15 protein-coding genes are annotated in these 15,504 nt (G+C 49.1%); 10 read left to right on the top strand and 5 right to left on the bottom strand.

The features are described from left to right. Positions 1-45 precede the first annotated feature (45 nt). The 3 genes from lpxM to znuA all read right to left on the bottom strand — a co-directional run bounded on the left by lpxM (position 46) and on the right by znuA (position 3,416). Positions 46-1,017, bottom strand: a complete 972-nt coding sequence (lpxM, locus tag OGV75_RS14550; protein WP_053389210.1) for a lauroyl-Kdo(2)-lipid IV(A) myristoyltransferase — start codon at positions 1,015-1,017, stop codon at positions 46-48. 119 nt (positions 1,018-1,136) lie between these two features. After that, complete coding sequence (mepM, locus tag OGV75_RS14545; RefSeq protein WP_047359311.1) at positions 1,137-2,456, bottom strand: murein DD-endopeptidase MepM; 1,320 nt, start codon at positions 2,454-2,456, stop codon at positions 1,137-1,139. A gap of 15 nt (positions 2,457-2,471) precedes the next feature. Beyond that, positions 2,472-3,416, bottom strand: coding sequence for a zinc ABC transporter substrate-binding protein ZnuA (gene znuA / locus OGV75_RS14540; RefSeq protein ID WP_019076521.1), 945 nt, complete (start codon positions 3,414-3,416; stop codon positions 2,472-2,474). 78 nt (positions 3,417-3,494) lie between these two features. On the opposite strand from znuA, the gene znuC reads away from it, so the two are divergent. The 7 genes from znuC (at position 3,495) to roxA (ending at position 10,861) form a co-directional block, all read left to right on the top strand. After that, positions 3,495-4,250, top strand: coding sequence for a zinc ABC transporter ATP-binding protein ZnuC (gene znuC, locus OGV75_RS14535; RefSeq protein ID WP_016152761.1), 756 nt, complete (start codon positions 3,495-3,497; stop codon positions 4,248-4,250). Beyond that, positions 4,247-5,032, top strand: a complete 786-nt coding sequence (gene znuB / locus OGV75_RS14530; protein WP_016152760.1) for a zinc ABC transporter permease subunit ZnuB — start codon at positions 4,247-4,249, stop codon at positions 5,030-5,032. The genes znuC and znuB overlap by 4 nt, the downstream gene beginning before the upstream one ends. A 703-nt stretch (positions 5,033-5,735) precedes the next feature. After that, positions 5,736-6,593 carry a protein YibB gene (gene yibB / locus OGV75_RS14525; RefSeq protein WP_046276027.1) on the top strand — a complete coding sequence of 286 codons (858 nt, stop codon included), beginning with the start codon at positions 5,736-5,738 and terminating at the stop codon, positions 6,591-6,593. A gap of 135 nt (positions 6,594-6,728) precedes the next feature. Beyond that, positions 6,729-7,118 (top strand): Arm DNA-binding domain-containing protein, encoded by a 390-nt coding sequence (locus OGV75_RS14520; protein ID WP_316340086.1) that lies wholly within the window; start codon positions 6,729-6,731, stop codon positions 7,116-7,118. Between the two features lie 394 nt (positions 7,119-7,512). Beyond that, positions 7,513-8,184: a two-component system response regulator PhoP gene (gene phoP / locus OGV75_RS14515; protein WP_003846709.1), complete on the top strand. Its 672-nt coding sequence runs from the start codon at positions 7,513-7,515 to the stop codon at positions 8,182-8,184. After that, positions 8,184-9,647: a two-component system sensor histidine kinase PhoQ gene (gene phoQ / locus OGV75_RS14510; RefSeq protein ID WP_046274777.1), complete on the top strand. Its 1,464-nt coding sequence runs from the start codon at positions 8,184-8,186 to the stop codon at positions 9,645-9,647. The genes phoP and phoQ overlap by 1 nt, the downstream gene beginning before the upstream one ends. 92 nt (positions 9,648-9,739) lie before the next feature. Next, positions 9,740-10,861, top strand: coding sequence for a [50S ribosomal protein L16]-arginine 3-hydroxylase (gene roxA / locus OGV75_RS14505; protein ID WP_016152697.1), 1,122 nt, complete (start codon positions 9,740-9,742; stop codon positions 10,859-10,861). 104 nt (positions 10,862-10,965) lie between these two features. Here roxA and pepT read toward each other — a convergent pair whose 3' ends face one another. Continuing rightward, on the bottom strand, positions 10,966-12,192 hold the full coding sequence (pepT, locus tag OGV75_RS14500) for a peptidase T (protein WP_019076507.1): 1,227 nt from the start codon (positions 12,190-12,192) through the stop codon (positions 10,966-10,968). 250 nt (positions 12,193-12,442) lie between these two features. Here pepT and potA point away from each other — a divergent pair, with 250 nt between their 5' ends. Beyond that, positions 12,443-13,579, top strand: coding sequence for a spermidine/putrescine ABC transporter ATP-binding protein PotA (gene potA, locus OGV75_RS14495; protein ID WP_016152695.1), 1,137 nt, complete (start codon positions 12,443-12,445; stop codon positions 13,577-13,579). Next, on the top strand, positions 13,563-14,426 hold the full coding sequence (gene potB, locus OGV75_RS14490) for a spermidine/putrescine ABC transporter permease PotB (RefSeq protein WP_016150058.1): 864 nt from the start codon (positions 13,563-13,565) through the stop codon (positions 14,424-14,426). Before potA ends, potB begins: the two co-directional genes overlap by 17 nt. 502 nt (positions 14,427-14,928) lie before the next feature. Here potB and OGV75_RS14485 read toward each other — a convergent pair. Next, the gene (locus OGV75_RS14485) at positions 14,929-15,105 is read right to left on the bottom strand and encodes a YnfU family zinc-binding protein (RefSeq protein WP_213083733.1); all 177 of its coding nucleotides are present in this window, start codon (positions 15,103-15,105) and stop codon (positions 14,929-14,931) included. A gap of 153 nt (positions 15,106-15,258) precedes the next feature. On the opposite strand from OGV75_RS14485, the gene OGV75_RS14480 reads away from it, so the two are divergent. Then, on the top strand, positions 15,259-15,492 hold the full coding sequence (locus tag OGV75_RS14480) for a YnaE/YdfK family cold shock protein (RefSeq protein ID WP_029139493.1): 234 nt from the start codon (positions 15,259-15,261) through the stop codon (positions 15,490-15,492). Positions 15,493-15,504 lie beyond the last annotated feature (12 nt).

Below are 15,504 nucleotides of genomic sequence, written 5' to 3'. Positions count from 1 at the left end.
GCCCCGTTTGATGTAAAAAAGCCTCTCGTTTGAGAGGCTTTTTTTTTATTTCTTCGGATAAAGATCTTTACGCTTATAAGGCTCAATTTCACCAGGTTTACGCGTCTTAAGCAGTTTTAGAATCCAGGTGTATTGCTCGAGATGCGGCGCCACAAAGATTTCCACTTCTTCGTTCATTCGTCTGGCAATGGTGTGGTCATCCGCCGTCAGGATGTCATCCATCGGAGGACGAACCTGAATCGTTAAGCGATGCGTTTTCCCATTGTATACCGGGAACAGCGGCACCACACGGGCGTGACACACCTTCATCAGGCGGCCAATCGCCGGTAACGTGGCTTTATAGGTAGCAAAAAAATCCACAAACTCGCTGTGCTCAGGGCCATGGTCCTGATCCGGCAGGTAGTATCCCCAATATCCCTGACGTACAGACTGAATAAACGGTTTGATGCCATCATTACGCGCATGCAAACGACCACCGAAACGACGGCGTACCGTGTTCCAGACATAATCGAATACCGGGTTTCCCTGATTGTGGAACATCGCAGCCATTTTCTGTCCCTGGGAAGCCATCAGCATCGCTGGGATATCTACGCCCCAACCATGAGGAACCAGAAAAATCACTTTTTCATCGTTGCGACGCATCTCTTCGATGATTTCCAGCCCCTGCCAGTCAACCCGATGCTGAATTTTTTCCGGGCCGCGTAGGGCGAGTTCCGACATCATAACCATCGCCTGAGGCGCAGTCGCAAACATCTCATCGACAATAGCTTCACGCTCAGCTTCGCTGCGCTCAGGAAAGCAGAGGGATAAATTGATCAGTGCTCTGCGACGCGAGCTTTTTCCCAGCCGCCCGGCCATTCTTCCGAGCTTTGCCAGAATTGGATCGCGAAATGATGCTGGCGTTAACGAAATACCTGCTATCGCCGCCACACCAAGCCATGCGCCCCAGTAGCGCGGATGGCGAAATGATTTGTGAAACTCGGGGATATATTCAATATTCTTTTTTTTCGTTTCCATGCTCTTCCAGTGTCTGGTACGGCGAAAAGTAGATCTGCTGATAGTGTAGCGGCGCGCGATGCGCCGTACAAAATAAAAAAGCCGGCACGCATAGCGTACCGGCTCTGTCAGCGTGTTAATTAATCGAAACGCAACTGAGGAACAACCTCTTTCACCTGTGCCAGGTAATCGGTACGATCCGAGCCGGTCAGGCCTTCTGTGCGCGGCAGTTTCGCCGTCAGAGGATTCACTGCCTGCTGGTTGATCCAGACTTCGTAGTGCAGATGCGGACCCGTTGAACGCCCGGTATTGCCAGACAGCGCGATACGATCGCCACGTTTCACTTTTTGTCCTGGTTTGACCAACAACTTACGCAGGTGCATATAACGCGTGGTATAGGTGCGACCATGACGAACCGCAACATAGTATCCGGCTGCGCCGCTGCGCTTCGCTACAACCACTTCGCCATCACCCACCGACAGCACCGGCGTCCCCTGCGGCATCGCAAAATCGACACCTTTGTGCGGCGCAACGCGTCCGGTCACCGGGTTCAGACGACGCGGGTTAAAGTTGGAAGAGATGCGGAACTGCTTAGCCGTCGGGAAACGCATAAAGCCTTTCGCCAGTCCGGTACCGTTGCGGTCATAGAACTTACCGTCTTCAGCACGGATTGCGTAATAATCTTTGCCTTCAGAACGCAAGCGTACGCCCAGCAGTTGGCTTTGCTCACGTTTACCGTCCAGCATTTCGCGAGACATCAGTACCGAGAACTCATCGCCTTTTTTCAGTTTGCGGAAATCCATCTGCCACTGCATGGCCTTAATCACTGCGCTGATTTCAGAGCTGGTCAGTCCGGCATCTTTGGCACTGGCGACAAAACTTCCGCCCACGGTGCCTTTGATTCGGCTGTTAATCCAATCGCCCTGCTGCATTTCGCTGCTCATTTTAAAACCTGTCGCGGTGCGATCGTAAGTACGGGTTTCACGACGGGAGACTTCCCAGGTCAGGCGCTGCAAATCACCTTCCGCGCCTAACGTCCAGGAAAGTTGCTGACCAATTTTCAGGTTACGCAGTTGTTTGTCGGAAGCCGCGAGCTGGCTGATGTCACCCATATCGATGCCGTACTGATTCAGAATACTGCTCAGCGTATCGCCCGTGGAGACAACATACTCATGCACGCCGGCTTCACCAGACGTTTTGTCATCCAGTTCGTCCTGTGGGATAGCTTCGTCTTCCTGAGCGGCCTGATCGATAGGTTCGCTGGCCTCAGGCAATAGTGAACGAATCTCGCTTTTTTCCAGCTCGATAGTTTTGACGATAGGTGCAGAATCAGGATGGTAAACATAGGGCCGCCAGACAGCGACGGCCAATGTCAGTACGGTAAGCGACCCCAGCATAACGCGATGGGGCCGCGGCAGATTATTAAATGCCAGAGCGACAGAGCGGGCTATCTGTTGCACGTAATCACTTCCTCATTAATCTCCTTTCAGGCAGCTCGCATACTGGTTGGCTAATTGGTTCAAAAACGCTGAATAGCTTGTTTTACCCAGTTTGATATTCGTTCCGAGCGGATCCAACGTTCCCATTCGAACGGATGTCCCTCTCGCGACGGCTTCAACGACCGCTGGCCTGAACTGTGGCTCAGCAAAAACGCAGGTTGCTTTTTGCTCAACCAACTGTGTTCTTATTTCATGTAAACGCTGCGCACCAGGTTGAATCTCAGGGTTCACGGTAAAGTGACCAAGCGGTGTTAGTCCGTAGTGTTTTTCGTAGTAGCCATAGGCGTCATGAAAAACGAAGTAACCTTTTCCCTTGAGCGGCGCGAGCTCGTTACCTACCTGCTTATCGGTTGCGGCTAATTGTGCCTCAAAATCCTTCAGGTTGGCGTCAAGTTTGGCTCGACTTTGCGGCATAAGTTCCACTAATTTTTCATGGATTGCAACCGCTGAGGCCCGTGCTATCTCTGGGGAAAGCCAAAGATGCATGTTGTAATCGCCGTGATGGTGATGCTCGTCACTTTTTTCACTGCCGGCATCATTATGTCCATGATCGTCATCATCGTCGTCAGCACCTTTCATGAGTAACGGTTTCACGTCATTGAGCTGCGCAATCGTTACCTGTTTTGCGTTAGGAATATTCTTGACTGATTTTTCCATAAACGCTTCCATCTCAGGTCCAATCCAAACGACTAAGTCCGCGCCCTGTAAGCGTTTTACGTCTGAAGGACGTAATGAGTAATCGTGTTCGGAAGCCCCGTCAGGCAGCAGAACCTGGGTGTCAGTAACCCCGTCAGCAATGGCTGAAGCGATAAACCCCAGTGGCTTAAGAGAGGCCACGACAGCGGCATTTGCCGACTGTGTTGCACTACCCCAAAGAGCAGCGGATAATGCTGCGAAAAGAAGCGTATTTTTATGTAACATAATGCGACCAATCATCGTAATGAATGTGAGAATTGTGATATTATAACATTCTATAACTTCTGCAAGACTAAAATTGATATGACGACTTTGGTTTCACTGGAAAATGTCTCGGTCTCTTATGGTCAACGCCGCGTCCTCTCTGACGTATCGCTTGAACTTCGACCCGGTAAAATATTGACGCTTCTCGGCCCAAATGGTGCCGGGAAATCTACGCTGGTGCGCGTTGTATTAGGGCTGGTAGAGGCTGATGAGGGAGTTATCAAGCGTAATGGTCGATTGCGGATTGGCTATGTGCCGCAAAAACTGTACCTCGATACGACGCTTCCGCTGACGGTAAGTCGGTTTATGCGCCTACGTCCCGGCACCAAAAAAGAAGATATCCTTCCGGCACTGAAGCGTGTTCAGGCCGGACATCTGATGAATGCGCCGATGCAAAAACTCTCTGGCGGGGAGACGCAACGCGTCCTGTTGGCCCGTGCTTTATTGAATAAACCTCAGCTACTGGTGCTTGATGAGCCAACCCAGGGCGTGGATGTCAATGGGCAAGTCGCACTGTACGATCTTATCGACCAGTTGCGACGTGAACTGGATTGCGCCGTACTGATGGTTTCTCATGACCTGCATCTGGTGATGGCAAAAACCGATGAGGTACTGTGCCTGAACCATCATATTTGTTGTTCTGGTGCGCCGGAAGTGGTTTCCATGCACCCGGAATTCATCTCAATGTTCGGACAACGCGGTGCCGAACAACTCGGAATTTACCGTCATAATCATAATCACCGCCACGATTTACAGGGTCGTATCGTCTTACGCCGGGGAAATGGTCACTCATGATTGAATTGTTATTACCCGGTTGGTTAGCCGGGATCATGCTGGCCTGTGCCGCTGGCCCGCTCGGCTCGTTTGTGGTCTGGCGTCGAATGTCTTATTTCGGTGATACGCTGGCCCACGCTTCGCTACTGGGGGTCGCCTTTGGCCTGCTGCTGGATGTAAACCCTTTCTATGCGGTCATCGTCGTCACCTTGTTGCTGGCAGGCGGTCTGGTATGGCTGGAAAAGCGCCCTCACCTTGCGATCGATACTTTATTGGGCATTATGGCCCACAGTGCGCTGTCATTAGGGCTGGTTGTCGTCAGCCTGATGTCCAACATCCGTGTAGATCTGATGGCCTATCTGTTTGGTGATTTGCTCGCCGTGACGCCAGAAGATCTTATCTCCATCGCCATTGGGGTGGTTATCGTTCTGGCGATTTTGTTCTGGCAGTGGCGCAACCTGCTGTCGATGACCATCAGTCCGGATCTGGCATTTGTGGATGGCGTGAAGCTGCAACGCGTTAAGCTTCTGCTGATGCTGGTCACAGCATTAACTATTGGCGTGGCGATGAAATTTGTCGGGGCGTTAATTATCACCTCGCTGCTTATTATCCCTGCGGCAACCGCCCGTCGCTTTGCCCGTACGCCAGAACAGATGGCAGGGGTTGCCGTTGGTGTGGGAATGATAGCGGTTACAGGCGGGCTGACCTTCTCGGCCTTCTATGACACCCCGGCAGGTCCTTCCGTGGTGCTGTGTGCTGCGCTGCTGTTTATCTTCAGCATGATGAAAAAACAGGCGAGCTAATGCGTATTTTAGCCGGATGGAGGCTATCACCTTATCCGGCTTTTTATTTCATGAACGACCCATCCTGAATAACATTGCCACATACCACTCGATCCAGTCGTTAGCGTGTTTCATCGTCCAGTTCCATTTAACCTTGATCAGTTCCTGGACGAACCACTGTGTGGTGACAGTCTTCCGGGCATTCGGTTCTCCATGTATCTAAGCATGCCAGGCCATTTCAATATCGCTACATCGTGGCATCATTACTCGCACTAACGAACATTAACCTGTGAGACGCAATCATACTCTTGTTTACACCGTGGTTGCAGCAACTCTCATTTCTGCTCACTATCAATTGGCCAGCCTAGTCATCTTTAATGATGTCCGTTATTACTCCAAATATCATGGAAGGAATACTGTTTTATTTAATTCAGCAACCTATGGTTATCATATATTATAAAAAACAGACAGTTGCAAAGCAAATAATACCGCCATGTATTATTTATCATTAAATAATACATTGTGCTAACCTGTTGTTTGGTATATCCGTTGAAATCCTCAAAAATTCGATAAGTGCAACCCATTGTTTTTCATTTTAAATATCACATGATGCTTCCCGCCTCATGTTGATACTGATAGAATGCCTCCATATGACAGACATAATAAATATGTATTCAACATTTTAGTAGTTATTGGATAGGTATAAAACACGGGTTGTATGAAAATGAATTCATCTATTACCATAGTTACAGCGTTTTTCGATATAGGACGAGGAGACTGGACGAGTAATAAAGGTTTCTCTCCTCATTTAGAGAGAACATCTGATACCTATATTCAGTATTTTAAAAACCTGTCTGAATTAGATAATGATATGGTCATTTTTACATCCAGTGAACTTAAACCCAAAGTTGAAAAAATTAGACACGGGAAAAACACTGTTGTAGTGGCTTTAGATATTAATAAAAAATTTCGACATATTAAAAAAATAATTTCGCAGATTCAAAAAGATGTCGAATTCATAAGCAAGCTTGAAACTCGCCAGTTGATTAATCCCGAATACTGGTCCCCAGACTATGCACTGGTTTGCAATCTGAAAACATATTTTGTCAACAGAGCTATAGAGTTAAATCTTGTAAATAATGATATGGTTGCATGGGTTGACTTTGGTTACTGCCGTAGTGCAGAAGTAACCAGAGGGTTATCTCGATGGGATTATCCTTTCGACCGAAACAAAGTTAATTTCTTTACAGTTAAAAAAGGCCTGACAGTCAAAACTATCCATCAGGTTTTTGACCACATGATTAACAATCGCTCCTATATTATTGGTGGGGCAATCGTAGCAACACAAAAAAAATGGAAGGAATTTTACAAACTAGTTTGTCAGTGTCAAATAAAAACCCTCAAAAATAACATAGTTGATGACGATCAGGGTATTTTTATAATGTGCTACCATTACAACCCCCAATTAATAAAACTAAATTACTTGGGTAAGAACCGCTGGTTTAATCTGTTTAAACTATTCGGAAGGAAAGATTTAATTACTTTATCAAGAAGATTAAAAGTCTCTCTAATAGGAAAATAATCTTTAGCTGATGTATGAACAATGCTGATTCTAATCAGTCTCGGCATCGTTTTACATAAGTCTGTAATATAGTCAATGGAGATTCAGGCCAGATGATGTTTTGAGCATCCTCGGGGTTGATTCGGTAAAAATACGATTGGTATCGTTCATTTTAAACGGATCATATTTACCTATCGCGGCATACGTTGCCGCGAAGTCCTTCGGGGCTGGACAGTGAACAGCAACAACATCAAAAAAGCTGGAAATCTTCGCGCGCTCAGAACAAGCGAAATACAGTTCGGTAAGTTCGACTATGCGGAACGTTTCCCGGAACCCAAAACGCTTAAGAAGTTCATCACAGCCAAAAAAATCACCACGTTTAAAGAGCTGAGTGATTTTTTTACAGACACCAAAGCCTTAGAGGTATCTGGTGCAACGCTGCTACCGCTTACTTCGGTCGTAAATACGTTACAGCGTGTAATCGCAGAAAATGCCCGTCTGGTAGATATTGAGCATGCCGACATTTTGCATTACCGAAAGGAGTGACTGACCGGGACAATTATTAACCCGGCAATGCCGAATCTGGCCAGACAGGGCCGCGCGCCCTCAACAGTCAATAAACAGATGGCAGTTTTATCAGAAATGCTTAAGCTCGCAAACCGAAGCCAGTTTATATTGCATGCTCCTTATGAAGGAGTGTCGCGACTCAAGTTATCTAAAAATGGACCCGACCCACTTTTAATTCATGAGTACCAGGTACTGATAGCCGCCCTTCCCCGTAGCCAGGCATTAATCATCATTGTTGCCGTACATACAAGGATGAGGCCAGGCGAGATATGCGCCCTCGCATGGGAAGATATTGTTTAATTTCATAGCGCTGCTTTCAATCTTCATAATCAGCGTTAAACTATTTATACCGTTATTTTAGGGAGAAACGATGATGCGCGTACTGGTTGTCGAGGATAATGCTTTATTACGCCACCACCTCAAGGTTCAGTTACAGGATTTAGGGCATCAGGTGGATGATGCAGAAGATGCGAAGGAAGCGGACTATTATCTGAATGAACATCTGCCGGATATCGCGATCGTTGATTTAGGACTCCCCGATGAAGACGGTTTGTCATTGATCCGCCGTTGGCGCAGCAATGAGGTTTCGTTGCCGATTCTGGTGTTAACCGCGCGTGAAGGCTGGCAAGACAAGGTGGAAGTACTCAGCGCCGGAGCCGACGATTACGTCACCAAACCGTTTCATATCGAAGAGGTGGCTGCGCGCATGCAGGCACTTATGCGTCGCAACAGCGGTCTGGCATCGCAGATTATCTCTCTTCCTCCTTTCCAGGTGGACCTCTCTCGGCGCGAGTTATCCGTCAATGATGAAGTTATCAAGCTCACGGCGTTCGAATACACCATTATGGAAACACTTATCCGTAACAACGGTAAAGTGGTCAGTAAAGATTCGCTCATGTTGCAGCTTTACCCGGATGCCGAGCTGCGTGAAAGCCACACCATTGATGTTCTGATGGGGCGTCTGCGTAAAAAAATACAGGCGCAATACCCGGATGATGTCATCACCACCGTGCGTGGCCAGGGATATCTTTTTGAACTGCGCTAATGAATAAATTATTGCGTCATTTTTTCCCGTTATCACTGCGGTTGCGCTTTTTACTGGCAACCGCGGGCGTGGTATTGGTGCTTTCGCTGGCCTACGGCATGGTTGCCCTGGTGGGCTACAGCGTCAGCTTTGATAAAACAACGTTCCGCCTGCTGCGGGGTGAAAGTAACCTGTTCTATACCCTGGCAAAATGGGAGAACGGTAAGATAAACGTCGAGCTGCCTGAGAATCTCGATATGCAAAGCCCAACAATGTCGCTGATCTATAACGAAGACGGTGAGTTGTTGTGGGCGCAGCGCAATGTTCCCTGGCTGACGCACAGTATCCAACCGGAATGGCTAAAAGCGAACGGTTTTCATGAGATTGAAGCCAATGTAGATGCCACCAGCACCTTACTGGGCGAAGATCACTCCGCTCAGCAGCAGCTAAAAGAAGTCAGAGAAGATGACGACGATGCCGAAATGACCCACTCGGTCGCCGTGAACGTCTACCCCGCCACTGCCAGAATGCCACAGTTGACCATTGTGGTTGTCGATACCATTCCTATTGAGCTAAAGCGCTCGTATATGGTCTGGAGTTGGTTTATTTATGTGCTGGTCGCCAATCTATTGCTGGTCATTCCGCTGTTATGGGTAGCCGCCTGGTGGAGTCTGCGGCCTATCGAATCGCTGGCGCGTGAAGTCCGTGAGCTTGAGGAACATCATCGAGAGATGCTAAACCCCGCCACCACGCGCGAACTGACCAGCCTGGTCCGCAATCTTAATCGACTTTTAAAAAGCGAACGCGAGCGCTACGACAAATACCGTACGACGTTAACAGACCTCACCCACAGCCTGAAAACACCGCTGGCGGTATTACAGAGTACGCTCCGCTCGATGCGTAATGAAAAAATGAACGTGAGCGACGCGGAACCCATCATGCTGGAACAAATCAGCCGTATTTCCCAGCAGATTGGCTATTACCTGCATCGCGCCAGCATGCGTGGCAGCAGCGTGCTGCTTAGCCGCGAACTGCATCCAGTCGCGCCGTTGCTGGATAAACTCACCTCGGCGCTAAATAAGGTGTATCAGCGTAAAGGCGTCAACATAAATCTCGATATCTCACCCGAAATCAGTTTTGTGGGCGAACAGAACGATTTTGTCGAAGTGATGGGCAACGTGCTGGATAACGCATGTAAATATTGTCTGGAGTTTGTCGAGATTTCAGCGCATCTGTCCGAAGATCAGCTACACATTCTGGTTGAAGATGATGGTCCAGGTATTCCGCAAAGCAAACGGGAAGTGGTGTTTGACCGTGGACAACGTGTCGATACGTTACGACCAGGGCAAGGCGTTGGACTGGCGGTGGCGCGAGAAATCACCGAACAGTATGACGGGCAGATTATTGCAGGCGATAGCCTGCTGGGTGGCGCGCGCATGGAAGTTATTTTTGGCCGCCAGCAGCCGGGGCAAAAAGACGAGTAATCGCCGCATGTAATAAATATGTACTGATTTCCCGCTTGCGGTTAAGTATCCGTTATAATCGGTTGCAGATACCAGCCTGCGGGATGCTCATTATGGAATACCAACTCACACTTAACTGGCCCGATTTTCTTGAACGCCACTGGCAGAAACGCCCGGTGGTCTTAAAACGCGGGTTTAACAACTTTATTGATCCACTCTCTCCTGACGAACTGGCTGGACTGGCAATGGAAAGCGAAGTCGACAGCCGACTCGTCAGCCACCAGGACGGTAAATGGCAGGTTAGCCACGGTCCGTTCGAAAGCTATGATCATCTCGGCGAGAACAACTGGTCGCTGCTGGTACAGGCGGTCAATCACTGGCATGAACCCACCGCCGCGCTGATGCGTCCGTTTCGCGAACTGCCGGACTGGCGAATCGACGATCTGATGATCTCCTTCTCCGTACCCGGCGGCGGCGTTGGCCCACATCTTGATCAGTACGATGTGTTTATCATCCAGGGAACCGGTCGACGTCGCTGGCGCGTGGGCGAAAAACTGCAGTTGAAGCAGCACTGCCCTCACCCGGACCTGCTGCAGGTCGCCCCGTTTGAAGCCATCATCGATGAAGAGCTGGAACCCGGCGATATCCTGTACATTCCACCAGGATTCCCGCACGAAGGCTATGCGCTGGAAAACGCCATGAACTATTCGGTCGGTTTCCGCGCGCCGAATACTCGCGAACTGATCAGCGGGTTCGCCGATTACGTTTTGCAACGTGAGCTGGGCAGCACGTATTACAGCGATCCTGACCTGCCGCCGCGCGATCATCCGGCTGACGTTCTGCCGCAGGAAATGGACAAGCTGCGTGAAATGATGCTCGGACTGATTAATCAGCCGGAACATTTCCAGCAGTGGTTTGGCGAGTTTATATCTCAGTCTCGTCATGAGCTGGATATTGCTCCACCGGAGCCGCCGTATCAGCCAGACGAAATTTACGATGCCCTGAAGCAAGGGGATGTGTTAGTGCGTCTGGGCGGATTGCGCGTATTGCGCATCGGCGATGACGTCTACGCCAACGGTGAGAAAATTGATTCCCCGCATCGCCCTGCCCTGGAAGCGCTTGCCAGCCATATTGTTCTGACGGCCGAGAACTTTGAGGATGCGCTGGAAGATCCATCTTTCCTTGCCATGCTTGCCGCACTGGTTAACAGCGGATACTGGTTCTTCGAAGGATAATACGAACGGTGCCTGATGCGACGCTAGCGCGTCCTATCAGGCCTTTTGGAGTGAAATACTGTAGGCCGGAAAAGCAAAGCGCTATCCGGCATCTATCGATAAATTTACAGCTGCTTTGCGGTTAATTCCGCAATACGTACAATCACCCGTACCGCTTTTTCCATTCCTTCCAGAGTTACAAACTCATGTTTACCATGATAGTTGTAGCCTCCGGTGAACAGATTCGGACACGGTAACCCCATAAACGACAGCTGCGCGCCGTCGGTGCCGCCACGAATAGGTTTCAGCACCGGCTCAATATCGCAATCGCGCATCGCCTTCTGGGCGATATCCAGCACGTGCGGATGCTCAATCACTTTTTCGCGCATATTGTAGTAGCTGTCTTCAATCACCAGTTCGATATAGCAATCCGGGTGTAACCCTTTGCCGACCTTTTTGGCGATCTCCATGATCTTGCGTTTGCGCGCTTCAAACTGCTTGCGGTCAAAATCACGGATGATGTAGTGCATATCCGCCCGATCGACCGTCCCTTTCATGCTCGCCAGATGATAAAAGCCTTCGTAGCCTTCCGTCGTTTCCGGGCTTTCGTCTGCCGGAACCTCAGCATGAATACGAGCAGCCAGCGACAGCGCATTCACCATCACCCCTTTTGCGGTACCGGGATGCACATTGTTGCCGACAATTTTGATATTAACCGACGCGGCGTTGAAGTTTTCAAATTCCAGCTCTCCCACGCCACCGCCGTCAACGGTATAGGCCCACTGCGCATCAAATGCCGCAACGTCAAAATGCTTCGCCCCTTTACCAACCTCTTCGTCCGGCGTAAAGGCCACGCGGATATCACCGTGCGGAATATCTTTTTGGATGAGCACCGCCAGCGCGGTCATGATTTCCGCCACGCCAGCTTTATCATCCGCACCCAGCAACGTTTTACCGTCTGTGGTGATCAGCGTCTGACCCAGAAGTTGATGCAGCACCGGGAACATCACCGGCGACAGAACTTCATCACCAATGCCTAACGCAATATCGCCGCCGCGATAGTTTTCAACGATTTGCGGATTAACGTTTTTACCGCTGAAATCCGGTGAGGTATCCACATGGGAAATAAAGCCGATCGCGGGAATATTGCCAGCAACGTTAGCGGGCAACGTGGCCATCAGCGTCCCCTTTTCGCTCAGTGAAATGTTAACCAGCCCCATCTCTTCGAGCTGTTGTTTGAGCAGTTGTAATAACTTCCACTGTCCTTCGGTGCTGGGTACCTGCCGCACGCCCGATTTTGATTGGGTGTCCAGCGACACGTAGTGTAAAAAACGCTCAAGTAGTTTATCCATGCAGTCACCCTCACTTTTTGTGACAACATTATCAATAAGCAACAAAAGACAAATATTGCGTCAGGTCACTTTTATCCCCGCAAGTGAGAATATTTCGCCCTGACATCCCCTCTGACTATAGGGCTAAGTCAGTAATTCGCAACAAGGATTGGCGATTACCATGGTTTGCCGTAGAATAACGGCCCTCATTAAGAGTCATCAAGGTGGTTAACCACGAACCCCGCAGCGGTCAGCCATCCGTTGCGTTTACATGGGACAGAGTAAAAAATTGAATAAACAACCGCGTTCGCTTTCTCCACTGGTGCAATTAGCGGGAATTCGCAAAAGTTTCGATGGCAAAGAGGTGATTTCCAGCCTGGATTTGACCATCAATAATGGCGAGTTTCTCACGCTGCTTGGCCCCTCTGGCTGCGGTAAAACAACCGTTCTTCGCCTGATTGCCGGTCTGGAAACGGTTGATTCCGGTCATATCATGTTGGACAACCAGGACATCACTCACGTTCCTGCGGAAAACCGCTACGTGAACACCGTCTTCCAAAGCTATGCGTTATTTCCCCACATGACCGTTTTTGAGAATGTGGCCTTTGGCTTACGCATGCAAAAAACGCCCGCAGCCGACATTCCTCCCCGCGTTACCGAAGCTCTACGCATGGTGCAGCTGGAAGAGTTCGCCCAGCGAAAACCGCATCAACTCTCCGGTGGACAGCAGCAGCGCGTAGCGATTGCCCGAGCGGTGGTCAATAAACCCCGTTTACTCCTGTTAGACGAATCTCTCTCTGCGCTGGACTACAAACTACGCAAGCAGATGCAGAACGAACTGAAAGCGCTGCAACGTAAGCTTGGTATCACCTTTGTCTTTGTCACTCACGATCAGGAAGAGGCGCTGACCATGTCAGACCGTATCGTGGTGATGCGCGATGGCAAGATTGAGCAGGACGGTACGCCGCGCGAAATCTACGAAGAGCCGAAAAATCTGTTCGTCGCCGGGTTTATCGGTGAGATCAATATGTTTAACGCGACGGTGATAGAACGTCTGGACGAACAGCGCGTTCGTGCTAACGTTGAAGGTCGCGAGTGCAATATTTATGTCAACTTCGCGGTGATTCCCGGGCAGAAGCTGCACGTCCTGTTACGCCCTGAAGATCTGCGCGTTGATGAAATCAACGACGACAATCATATCGAAGGCCTGATCGGCTACGTACGTGAACGCAACTACAAGGGCATGACGCTGGAGTCGGTTGTGGAACTGGAAAATGGCAAGATGGTGATGGTCAGTGAATTCTTCAACGAAGACGATCCTGACTTTGACCACTCTCTCGACCAGAAAATGGCGATTAACTGGGTAGAAAGCTGGGAGGTCGTACTGGCTGATGAAGAACACAAGTAAATTCCAGAGTGTGGTGATCGTCACCATTGTCGGTTGGCTTGTGTTATTTGTCTTTCTGCCCAACCTGATGATCATCGGCACCAGCTTTTTGACCCGCGACGACGCCAATTTCGTCAAAATGGTCTTTACGCTGGAAAACTATACACGCCTGCTCGATCCGCTCTATTTTGAGGTACTGGTTCACTCCCTCAATATGGCGCTGATTGCCACGCTCGCCTGTCTGGTGCTCGGCTATCCGTTTGCCTGGTTTTTGGTGAAACTGCCGGAAAAAGTGCGTCCATTGCTGCTGTTCCTGCTGATTGTTCCGTTCTGGACCAACTCGCTTATTCGCATCTACGGACTCAAAATATTCCTCAGCACCAAGGGCTACCTCAACGAATTTCTGTTGTGGCTCGGCGTTATCGATACCCCCATTCGCATCATGTTTACCCCCAGCGCGGTGATTATCGGCCTGGTGTACATCCTGCTGCCGTTTATGGTGATGCCGCTCTATTCCAGCATTGAAAAGCTCGATAAACCGCTGCTGGAAGCCGCGCGCGATTTGGGCGCCAGTAAACTTCAGACCTTCACCCGCATCATTATTCCGTTAACGATGCCGGGAATTATCGCCGGATGCCTGCTGGTTATGCTGCCCGCAATGGGGCTGTTTTACGTTTCCGACTTAATGGGCGGGGCGAAAAACCTGCTGATTGGCAACGTGATTAAAGTTCAGTTCCTGAACATCCGCGATTGGCCGTTCGGTGCTGCCACCAGCATTACGCTGACCATCGTCATGGGTCTGATGCTGCTGATCTACTGGCGCGCCTCCCGCTTGCTGAACAAGAAGGTTAGCGACATTGATAGTTAACCGATATTACTCAAAAAGTTAAAATGATCATGGCATGCAGTTTACCCTCAAGTAAACTGCATGCCAGGTCACGAACGGGGATAAGATTTGTAAAATCAGAAAGAAATTGTAAAACCGCAAAAATATGCCGTATTGATACGCATGAATTTATTATCGATATTCAAGAAATTGTCTTCTGGATTCATCATCTTCAAGGTACTCAAATGAGAGAAGGCGAATTTTGGTAAGGTTATAAAACCACTCGCAATCGTTTCGTTGAATAATTTCGCCAGGCTTGAAACATATTCCGGATGCTTCCCGGATAATCGCATATTTACCATTATTAAACCTGGCCCTGTGGATACAGAAAGATTGACCGACCTGCCCATGACAGCTGTTCGAAAGGATATGTCCTTCAATAAAAATAGATTTTTTAGATTTCATCATCATATCCTCTCAAACTGCAGTACAGGAGCAATATTGTCATTTCCCAACATCACTCACGTTAGGTGGCAGAAGCCGATCAGCCGCCGATACACCAGCATTCTGATGGTCTGAACAACAGCCCGCAGGCAGGGCACTCCAGAACCGCATCTTTTCTTAGTTTACCTGCTTTCTGATCGGCTCTGTATGCGCATACCGGGCAGGCAACATGCACCGGTCTTTCTTTAAAGTGCCTGAGTCCTTTTGTATAAGACATAAATAATTCTCTGAGGAACACAGTAATTATTATACGCCTTAATATAAAAATAACTGGCTTAAGTTATGTTAATTTATGATTAAATCAGGATATCAGATATTGAAAATTAAACGTCTGATTTATGATATAATACCCTTCCGTGAGAAATTTATCATGAAATCAGAAGACACCCTTGACTGGTACCCGGCCCAGTTGCCACCTGTGAAAATTATTCTTGGCGAAGCCGTGTTGGCAGTGGGCAAACAGGGCCGACCTATTAATACCCGAACTTTGCTGGAATACCTTCAGGTCATGCAGGACAAGCAAAAAAAACGAGATGACAAAATCGCCATGCAGACAGCGATTGAGGTTCTCAGGGATAATCAGCGCATTAACGGCAGACGTTAATGCGCGTCTGGA

Source organism: Citrobacter sp. Cb028 (assembly GCF_030336705.1).
Taxonomy (GTDB): Bacteria; Pseudomonadota; Gammaproteobacteria; order Enterobacterales; family Enterobacteriaceae; genus Citrobacter; species Citrobacter braakii.
This window is presented reverse-complemented; position numbering and strand designations above follow the sequence as displayed.